This is a genomic window from Halobacillus sp. BBL2006 (genome assembly GCF_000786645.1).
GTDB lineage: Bacteria > Bacillota > Bacilli > Bacillales > Halobacillaceae > Halobacillus.
In genome coordinates this window covers 1-8,991 of sequence record NZ_JRNX01000256.1, presented here as the reverse complement: position 1 = coordinate 8,991, position 8,991 = coordinate 1, and the positions used below count along the sequence as shown (strand labels likewise).

Annotated in this window: 13 protein-coding genes; 11 read left to right on the top strand and 2 right to left on the bottom strand. The window is 39.5% G+C overall.

The features are described 5' to 3' along the window. Positions 1-87 precede the first annotated feature (87 nt). Positions 88-255 (bottom strand): sporulation histidine kinase inhibitor Sda, encoded by a 168-nt coding sequence (locus tag LD39_RS22055; protein WP_231572543.1) that lies wholly within the window; start codon positions 253-255, stop codon positions 88-90. A 320-nt stretch (positions 256-575) separates the two neighbouring features. Here LD39_RS22055 and LD39_RS08495 point away from each other — a divergent pair, with 320 nt between their 5' ends. Genes LD39_RS08495 through LD39_RS08460 form a run of 8 tightly spaced genes read left to right on the top strand, consistent with a single transcriptional unit; the run spans position 576 to position 5,603 of the window. Beyond that, positions 576-1,103, top strand: a complete 528-nt coding sequence (locus LD39_RS08495; protein WP_035545176.1) for a YqeG family HAD IIIA-type phosphatase — start codon at positions 576-578, stop codon at positions 1,101-1,103. Continuing rightward, entirely contained in the window at positions 1,100-2,200 is a 1,101-nt protein-coding gene (yqeH, locus tag LD39_RS08490; RefSeq protein WP_035545173.1) for a ribosome biogenesis GTPase YqeH, read from the top strand. The genes LD39_RS08495 and yqeH overlap by 4 nt, the downstream gene beginning before the upstream one ends. An 11-nt stretch (positions 2,201-2,211) precedes the next feature. Further along, positions 2,212-3,048, top strand: coding sequence for a shikimate dehydrogenase (aroE, locus tag LD39_RS08485; RefSeq protein ID WP_052158781.1), 837 nt, complete (start codon positions 2,212-2,214; stop codon positions 3,046-3,048). Between the two features lies 1 nt (position 3,049). Further along, positions 3,050-3,340, top strand: a complete 291-nt coding sequence (yhbY, locus tag LD39_RS08480) for a ribosome assembly RNA-binding protein YhbY (protein WP_035545169.1) — start codon at positions 3,050-3,052, stop codon at positions 3,338-3,340. Between the two features lie 12 nt (positions 3,341-3,352). Continuing rightward, positions 3,353-3,925 carry a nicotinate-nucleotide adenylyltransferase gene (locus LD39_RS08475; RefSeq protein ID WP_035545168.1) on the top strand — a complete coding sequence of 191 codons (573 nt, stop codon included), beginning with the start codon at positions 3,353-3,355 and terminating at the stop codon, positions 3,923-3,925. Beyond that, the gene (yqeK, locus tag LD39_RS08470) at positions 3,909-4,469 is read left to right on the top strand and encodes a bis(5'-nucleosyl)-tetraphosphatase (symmetrical) YqeK (protein WP_081988385.1); all 561 of its coding nucleotides are present in this window, start codon (positions 3,909-3,911) and stop codon (positions 4,467-4,469) included. The genes LD39_RS08475 and yqeK overlap by 17 nt, the downstream gene beginning before the upstream one ends. Before the next feature lie 45 nt (positions 4,470-4,514). Then, the gene (gene rsfS / locus LD39_RS08465; RefSeq protein WP_035545166.1) at positions 4,515-4,868 is read left to right on the top strand and encodes a ribosome silencing factor; all 354 of its coding nucleotides are present in this window, start codon (positions 4,515-4,517) and stop codon (positions 4,866-4,868) included. Positions 4,869-4,871: 3 nt separating this feature from the next. After that, positions 4,872-5,603 (top strand): class I SAM-dependent methyltransferase, encoded by a 732-nt coding sequence (locus LD39_RS08460; protein WP_035545164.1) that lies wholly within the window; start codon positions 4,872-4,874, stop codon positions 5,601-5,603. Between the two features lie 84 nt (positions 5,604-5,687). Here LD39_RS08460 and comER read toward each other — a convergent pair whose 3' ends face one another. Then, on the bottom strand, positions 5,688-6,497 hold the full coding sequence (comER, locus tag LD39_RS08455; RefSeq protein WP_035545163.1) for a late competence protein ComER: 810 nt from the start codon (positions 6,495-6,497) through the stop codon (positions 5,688-5,690). A gap of 78 nt (positions 6,498-6,575) precedes the next feature. On the opposite strand from comER, the gene LD39_RS08450 reads away from it, so the two are divergent. From LD39_RS08450 to LD39_RS08440, 3 genes are all read left to right on the top strand, one after another. Further along, entirely contained in the window at positions 6,576-7,178 is a 603-nt protein-coding gene (locus tag LD39_RS08450; protein ID WP_035545161.1) for a helix-hairpin-helix domain-containing protein, read from the top strand. Between the two features lie 64 nt (positions 7,179-7,242). Next, entirely contained in the window at positions 7,243-7,809 is a 567-nt protein-coding gene (locus LD39_RS08445) for a ComE operon protein 2 (protein WP_035545177.1), read from the top strand. Continuing rightward, positions 7,806-8,991, top strand: a 1,186-nt coding sequence (locus LD39_RS08440) for a ComEC/Rec2 family competence protein (protein WP_156112595.1), incomplete at its 3' end; no start/stop codon positions are given. The genes LD39_RS08445 and LD39_RS08440, both read left to right, overlap by 4 nt.

Below are 8,991 nucleotides of genomic sequence, written 5' to 3'. Positions count from 1 at the left end.
AAAAAACATAAAAAAACTCGCTTCAACTTCCTTAGCGAGTTCCGGTTTTGTATGTCTGTGTAAGATTTTGTTTGTATTTGTAAATTTTCAACCTACCTGAGTGACAAAATCTTTAATTAAGTGCTGGATCGATCTCTCTCTAATTTCTTCTCTAATCTGATTGATAAATTCATCAGAAAGGTTGAGTTCAATAGCTTTGTGGTAAGATTGTATTAACAGGGAATCAGATAGTTGTTTCATACCTCTGTCACTCATGTGACAGCCACCTCCCGTTGGTTCTTTGCTTTATTGAAATCGTATTTTAACCTTACCATGACCTTAAACTCCCTACAATATGGCAGTTATCTACAAGGAAATGTAGATAACTTTATGGATAATATTTTGAATTGAGTGATAACAACGAAGTAACCATGTGGACATTGTGAATAAACTTATCCACAGGTCAGAAGTGTCAGTAATTGTCGAACGAATTATGTTCTTTTGGAGTTCAATAAATTAGATTTTGAAACATGAAGTGATTTTGTATATGATGAGTAAGGAGATTTTGCCGGTATATATGAGATGGAGTGAATGTAATGTTAGATAATTTCTTACCGAATGAGCATGTACCGAGCGTTTTTGATATAGATCCTAAAGAATTGAAAGAAAAAGGCGTTAAAGGAGTTATTACTGATCTTGATAATACTCTGGTAGCCTGGGATGTCAGAGATGCTACGGAAGACATTAAGGAATGGTTTCAGAAAATGGAGAGCCATGGGATTCAAGTGACCATTGCATCCAATAATAAAGAAACTAGAGTGAAGTTGTTTTCTGAACCACTGGAAACGAGATTCATTTATAGTGCTAGAAAACCATTGTCCAAAGCTTTCAAAAAAGCACAAAAACAGATGGGGCTAAGCAAAGATGAGGTCGTTGTAGTTGGAGATCAGCTGCTTACAGATGTACTAGGAGGGAACTTGGCCGGTTTCCATACCATCCTGGTCGTTCCCATTGTGGAAACAGATGGTTTTTTCACTCGAATTAACAGAAAAATTGAGCGCCGGATATTGGATTGGATGAGAAAAAGAGGAAAAATCACCTGGGAGAGGAGACACCATTCATGAATGGAAGACATTGCCAAGGCTGTGGAGTAGAAATACAGACGACAAATCCTGATCAGCCAGGATTCGCACCAGCATCTGCATTAGAAAGAGAGGATGTCATCTGCAAAAGGTGCTTTCGATTAAAACATTATAATGAAGTCCAGGATGTCCCTTATCAGGATGATGATTTTCTGGAAATGCTTAATCAAATTAGTAAAAATGAAGGCTTAGTTGTCCAAATAGTAGACATTTTTGATTTTAACGGGAGCTTCATTCCTGGGTTGAAACGATTGACTGGGAATAACCCGGTTATTCTCGTCGGAAATAAGATGGATGTGTTACCGAAGTCGGTAAACCAAGGGAAAGTGAAACTGTGGCTGAAGAAGTCAGCTAAAGAACTAGGATTGAAGGTCGAAGATGTCCACTTAATTTCAGCTGAAAAAAATCAGGGAGTTGAGGAATTAGCAAATTCCATTGACACTCTAAGGAATGGCAGGGACGTCTATATCGTTGGGACTACCAACGTAGGAAAGTCTACGTTCATTAATACTCTGATAGCCAATACATCTGGGGTAAAAGAAGCTATTACGACGTCTTATTTCCCTGGTACAACACTTGGGTTCATTGACATTCCGTTGGATGAATCGAGCTCATTATTTGATACTCCAGGAGTCATTCATCGTCATCAAATGGCTCATTATGTATCAGATAAGGATTTGAAGGTCATTACACCCAGGAAAGAAATCAAGCCGATAGTATATCAGTTAAATCCTGAACAGACCTTATATTTTGGCGGACTTGCCAGATTAGACTTTAACAGTGGAGAACGTAGTTCATTCATCTGCTATTTCTCAAATGAACTTCACATTCACCGTACTAAATTAGAAAATGCAGATGATTTATATGCTAACCACTTAGGTGAGTTATTGACTCCACCAGATGACGAAACGATAAATAAATTGCCACCAATGAAGGAGCACACTTTTAAAATAAAAGATGAAAAAACGGATATTGTGTTTTCCGGGCTGGGCTGGGTCACTGTACCGGAAGCAAATATAACCGTTACAGCACACGTGCCGGAAGGCGTAAAAGTATCCTTACGTGAATCTTTGATTTAGGAGGGTCAATATTGCTGAAACTAGGACTAGTGGGCCACCCGGTAGGCCACTCGATGTCACCCTGGATTCATGAGCAATTGATGGATCAACAAGATATAAAAGGTAGTTATGAATTATTTGATTTGAACCCTGAAAAATTCGATGAAGAGATTCAGTCTTCTGAAATTAAAGGCCTTGATGGATTTAATGTCACGGTTCCTTATAAGGAAAAAATTATCCCTCATTTAGCTGACTTAGATGAGAGCGCAAAAGAACTAGGCGCTGTCAATACAGTGAAGAACACTTCCAAAGGGTGGGTTGGATACAACACAGACGGAACAGGGTTTGTTGATTCTTTGACCAACGATTATCCGAATTGTCTCAATAATCAAGCCCGTGTCTTACTTCTAGGTAGTGGAGGAGCTTCAAGAGGGATCTATCATGCTCTGTTGAAGAACGATGTGGCAACTATAGATATCGCAAACCGCACGTTGCAGCGTGCGAAAGATATCATTGGCCAGAGCACAGCGTCTATTGATTCTCATGCGATAAAACTCGACGAGGCAGCAGAATGTTTGTCTGACTATGATGTCGTTATTCAAACCACAACAGTGGGAATGAGTCCTAATGATGATCAACAAATCATTCCAGTCAAACGTTTGACAAAAGGGACCATTGTAAGCGATATTGTTTACCGCCCAATGGAAACAAGATTCTTAAAAGAAGCGAAAGAATATGGAGCTCGTCTTCATTTTGGACACCAAATGCTTCTTCAACAGGCTGTGTATGCATTCAAAATATGGACAGAGACGAACCCTGACGCATCCGGTCTACTTGAAGAGTTCGAAAAGAAATTGAAAGGGGTATAGAATGTTAACAAGTAAACAAAAAAAGCATTTACGTGCTGAATCTCATGATGTACAACCAATTTTCCAAGTCGGGAAAGCAGGCGTAAATGAAAACATGACTAAACAGATTAATGAAGCACTCGAGAAGCGGGAATTGATCAAAGTGAGCATCCTTCAGAATTGTTTCGAAGACAATAAGCAAGTTGCTGAAGAAATTGTGGAAGCTACAAACGCTCACATTGTCCAAGTTATCGGAAACACGATAATTCTGTATAAAGAATCCAAAGAGAACAAACAAATCCAGTTGCCGTAAAGGAGAACAGATATGAAACGGATCGGAATTCTTGGCGGGACCTTTGATCCTCCTCACCAAGGGCACCTTCTGATGGCAGAATTCGTTCGCAACGATTTACACCTCGATGAGGTATGGTTTATTCCATCTCACGTGCCTCCGCATAAGCAGGAAGCAAAAGTGTCCGCTGATGATCGCCTGAAGATGGTGGAAAACGCTATTGAATCAAACCCTTATTTCAAGGCAAGTAATGTGGAATTGACTAGGAAGGGGACTTCATACACTGTCGATACAATGAGCTATTTAATCGATCAGTATCCTAAAAATGAATTTTATTTTATCATCGGTGCGGATATGGTCGAACACCTGCCAAAGTGGTATAAGATTGATGAACTAAAGAAGCTTGTCCAGTTTGTCGGAGTGAAACGGCCCGGTTACAAATGGAGTCCGGAAATCCCTGTTCAATTTGTAGAAATTCCGCTTATTGACATTTCATCTTCAACTATTAGAGAGCGACTTTTATCTGGTCATAGCGTGCGATATTTAGTTCCGGATGCCGTTTATCATTTCATAAAGGAGCATAAAATATATGGAGCTGACTCGTGACGAAGCATTAAATTACGTTAAACCCTATTTGAAGGTGAAAAGGTACGAGCATACCGTTCGCGTGGCAGATCAAGCAGTTGAGCTAGCCGAAAGGTTTGGAGCGGATATTAGGAAAGCAGAACTAGCTGCTGCACTACATGACTATGCTAAATATAAGCCTTTAGATGAAATGAAGCGATGGATTTGTGAAGATCGACGTTTGCCTAAAGATCTACTTGATTACCATCATGAATTGTGGCATGGCCCAGTAGGAGCTTTGATGTTAGAGAGGGAGATCGGATTACATGATCCGGAAATCATGTCAGCCATCCGTTGCCATACAACGGGAAAAAAACACATGAGTATCCTGGATAAAATTGTTTTTTTGGCAGATTATATTGAGCCGGGCAGAGATTTTCCGGGGGTTGATGAGGTTCGGGATAAAGCTTTGACGAGTCTTGACCGGGCATGCGCCATGGCTTTAAAAAATACGATTGTGTTTTTGATCAGCAAAGAAAGAACAGTTTATCCGGACACGTTCCATGCGTACAATAATTTAATATAATGGGAATAAGACATATAAATATAGGATGAATAAGGGAGGAAGACTATGGAAAGTAAAGAATTAGTTACCTTAGCAGCTCAAGCGTGTGATGAAAAGAGAGCATCTGATATCGTTGTACTAGATATGGGAGATGTATCTTTAATCGCTGATTATTTTCTAATTTGTGAAGGTTCAAATGAACGCCAAGTACAAGCTATTGCGCGTGAATTGAAAAATCAAGCAGAAGAGAATGGAATTGAAGTGAAGAGAATGGAAGGGTTCGAACAGGCACGTTGGATCCTCGTTGATTTAAATGATGTTGTTTGTCACATTTTCCATAAAGATGAGCGTCACTATTACAATTTAGAGCGCTTATGGGGAGATGCTTCGACAATTGCTGTTGAGGGTATCGAAGGCTGATTTATGAGTTATAGACAAATGGCTCAAGTATATGACCGTCTTATGGCAGACGCTCCCTATGATGAGTGGATCGCATTTACAAAAATAATGATCAATGAATTTCATCCTCATGTAAAAACAGTGCTTGACGCTGGATGCGGCACAGGTGAAATTACTCATCGGTTGAACGGAGAAGGGTATAGATTGACTGGAGTCGATCTATCTGAAGAAATGCTATCGATGGCACAGCAAAAAAATCCTCAATCAGATATTCAATGGCTGCATCAGGATATGACTCAGATGGAAGGTGTGAGTCAATTTGATTGTGTCATTAGCTATTGCGATGTGATTAACTATTTAACAGACGAAGAAGATGTCAAAAGTGCCATCGCTTCTGTTTACGATGCATTAAATGAGAATGGGTTATTCTTATTCGATGTGCATTCTATAGATCATATTCATCAAGATTTGTATGGTTCCACATTTGCTGAAGTCTATGATGAATTATCCTATGTATGGTTTTGTGACCCTGGAGAAACTGACAACAGTGTTGTTCATGATCTTACCTTTTTCGTTCAAGATGGTACAAAATATATCCGTTTTGACGAGAAGCATGAACAGAGAGCCTATTCATTAATGAATTTACAGGCTTGGCTGAAAAAAGCCGGGTTCGAGATCAAGCGAATTTGTGCTGATTTTCAAGAGCAACCTTCTCAAAATGGAGACCGGTTATTCTTCGTTTGTCAAAAGTCATAATACTAAAATTAAAGGAGTCGGGAGCCCCGGCTCCTTTTTTTGATTTTTTGCAGGAAAATAAAAGTTCATGTCGAATTTTATATTTCACAGCTCAATACTATCTTTGTCATCCTTATGTTTGCTTTGAGTGGCTTTAAACATTTCGTAGAACAATACACCTAAATTGTTTTCCATCGCTTTCAGCCCCTCCCCCGTAACTCCTCCTTTAACTGTAACTTTTTCCATTAATTCTTCAAGTGTAAAGATCTTCTTAGATAATAACTGCCCTAGACCAATCATCATATTCTCGGTCAATTGCGTTGCTTTTGCTTCACTAATACCTGCGACATCTTGAGCAGCTGTAATCCAGTTACTTAATAAGAAGCTGATGAACGCTGGACCACATGAAACAATATCAGAAGCTACCCGAATATGTTCTTCTTCTACTTCCACTGGAGTGGAAATCGCTGCGAAAGTTTCGAGTAACAACTCCTTCCTTTCCTTTGTTATCCTTTTTCCGAAAGTAAATAGACTGACTCCGGCATGAGCGTGATTGGTAATTGACGGTACAATTCGCGCTACTTGACAAGGTGTGCGCGCTTCCAATTCATCAACTGAAATAGGACTTGTTATGGAAATGAGACATTGCTGTTTTGTAAAGTCGTTCTCCAGTTCTTGCAAGATCGTCTTGTAATGATGAGGTTTCACACAAATAAACAAAATATCACAGTTACTTTGTATTTCTTTTAGAGATGTGGCTACTGTAACTCCTGTATATTTTGCTTGAAGCTTGAGGGCTTTTTCTGGAGATCGGTTATAAATCATCAGATCGGTTGCTTGTAAAGCCTGACTGCTCACTAATGAAGAAGTCAACATACTCCCCATATTTCCTGTACCGATGATTCCCCATTTCATAGGTTATCCCCCCTTATATAAGTTACCTAACTATTTTTATTCTAATAAAATTAAATTATGAAAGAAGGGCTTACTTTCATGAATAAGTTCGTGAAACGTTATGGTTTTATCACATTTTTAATTATTATTGGAGTGACTTTCTTGTTCTTTAAACATACGAGTACCGAGAGTGAAATCAATACAAATAATTTCTTGTCTCATAAGGAAGAACAAAAACCCGTCAAGTCATTGGAATCAACAGAGCCTATAATTAAAGTAGACGTGAAAGGAGAGGTGAAAAATCCTGGTGTATATTCTGTTGAAAATAACTTGAGGGTTGATGACGTGATTCAGTTAGCTGGTGGAATGACGGAAAACGCTGACCCAACTAGCGTAAATTTGGCCCAGAAACTGATTGATGAAATGGTCGTTCATGTTTATGCTTCTGAATTGAATGATTTAGGAGCAATATCAGAAGACGGCTCAGCCCCTGCGCAGAAGAAGAATAATCAAGTCATTCTTAATCAAGCTACGGTAGAAGAGGTCCAATCGTTAAATGGCATTGGTCCTTCAAAAGCAGAGGCTATCATCCAATATAGGGAAGAAAATGGTCCTTTTAGATCAGCCGAAGATTTGTTGAATGTCTCTGGAATAGGTGAGAAAACTTTAGAAAACATGATCGATGATATTAGGGTACCTTGAAAGGTTTGACGCAAGAACAAGGGAAGGGGTAAACTGAATGAAAAATGAACGGGGGGGCTACATAATGGAGCGCATTTCGTGGAATCAATATTTCATGGCTCAAAGCTATTTATTGAAATCAAGAAGTACATGTCAAAGATTAGCCGTTGGAGCTGTAATCGTCAGGGACAAGCGAATGATCGCAGGCGGTTACAATGGGAGTGTTTCAGGCGGTGTCCACTGTATCGATGAAGGGTGCTACGTTGTTGATGGTCACTGTGTCCGGACCATTCACGCAGAAATGAATGCTTTGTTGCAGTGTGCAAAATTTGGAGTTGCTACGGATGGGGCAGAAATATATGTCACTCACTTTCCTTGTGTACATTGTACAAAAGCGATCATTCAAGCAGGCATCAAAGCGGTTTACTATAGTGAGGATTATAAAAACGATCCTTATGCAATTGAGTTGTTGCAGCAGGCAGGGGTGAGAACGAAAAAAGTCCCAATCGAGACAGAACCTGTTCATTTTGAACAGCGGCAGCTTATAGGTGAGCTTTTGAATAAATTAGAAGCTCATGAGGATCCTGAGGTAGAACAGTTCAAAGAGAAAGCAAGGGAATTATTTGAAATTCCTGAGAAACAACAAACGTGAAAGGGCTGTGGCACCTCCCCGTCATCGCTTTTGTGATTGGCGGGGTACTTTCACGAGTCAACAGCCTACCATTCTGTATGTTGCTTCTTCTGTTCTTACTATGGCTTTATTCTGTTCGACATAAGTGGATGATGCTCGTCCTGTTTATTAGTGCTTTAGGCTTTGGGTTTTATTATCTCTCTCCAGTAACAATTCCTCCTTTGGATTCACCTGCAACTAAACTTTTCTTCAAAATATCTTCTGAAATAGAAGAGACTCCTCATACGATACAAATGATTGGCAAAATAGAAGACTCAGACGAAAAAGTGCTAATTGTGCTTTTTAAAAACCCCGAAACACAGACGACCGATATTCCGCTGGCCTGGAAGCATGGAGCTGTATGCAGTGGTGATGGTGAACGAGTAATGATTGAAGGGGCAAGAAATCCAGGTCAATTCGATTTTCAGAAATACATGAGTTCTAAGCATGTCTTTTCCCAATTCGTATTGAAGGATGAAACTGCCATCGTATGTGAGGGCATGTCATGGTTAAGTTATGGTTATTCAATAAGGAAGCAATTGATGAGTACTGTTGAGAAAAATGTTCATCCACAGGCTTTTATGTGGATGTCTGCTTTGATCTTCGGTGAAAAACAGCTATTAGATGAGAAAATAGTAAAGTTTTTTCAGGATTTTAGTTTATCGCATCTACTGGCAATCTCAGGTTTACATGTTGGTTTAACTATCGCGGGGCTGTATGCTCTTTTATATCGTACTGGGCTGGTTTCAAAAGAATTGTCGAGGGTAATTGTAATTCTTTTTCTCCCTCTATATGCGCTCCTCGCAGGCGCGGCTCCTTCTGTTTTGAGAGCTTCCAGTATGGCTCTTCTTGTCCTTCTGTTCTCTTTTTCGAGGTGGAAAATTCCCTTATCAGACATTCTTTCCATTGTTGCACTCTCATTGCTTCTAATTTCGCCGGATTATATTGACCAGGTAGGTTTTCAATTTTCGTTTTTAGTGACAATGAGCTTGATTTTGTCGTTTCCGTTGCTCAAACAAATAGACAAGCCTGTTTTGCAGAGTGCATTGATTTGCCTCGTTAGTCAACTTTCCATTCTCCCCATTCACCTACATTATTTTTATGAATTTAATCCTTTTTCCTTGATTGCCAATTTAATTTTAGTCCCTTATTTTTCTTTGCTTT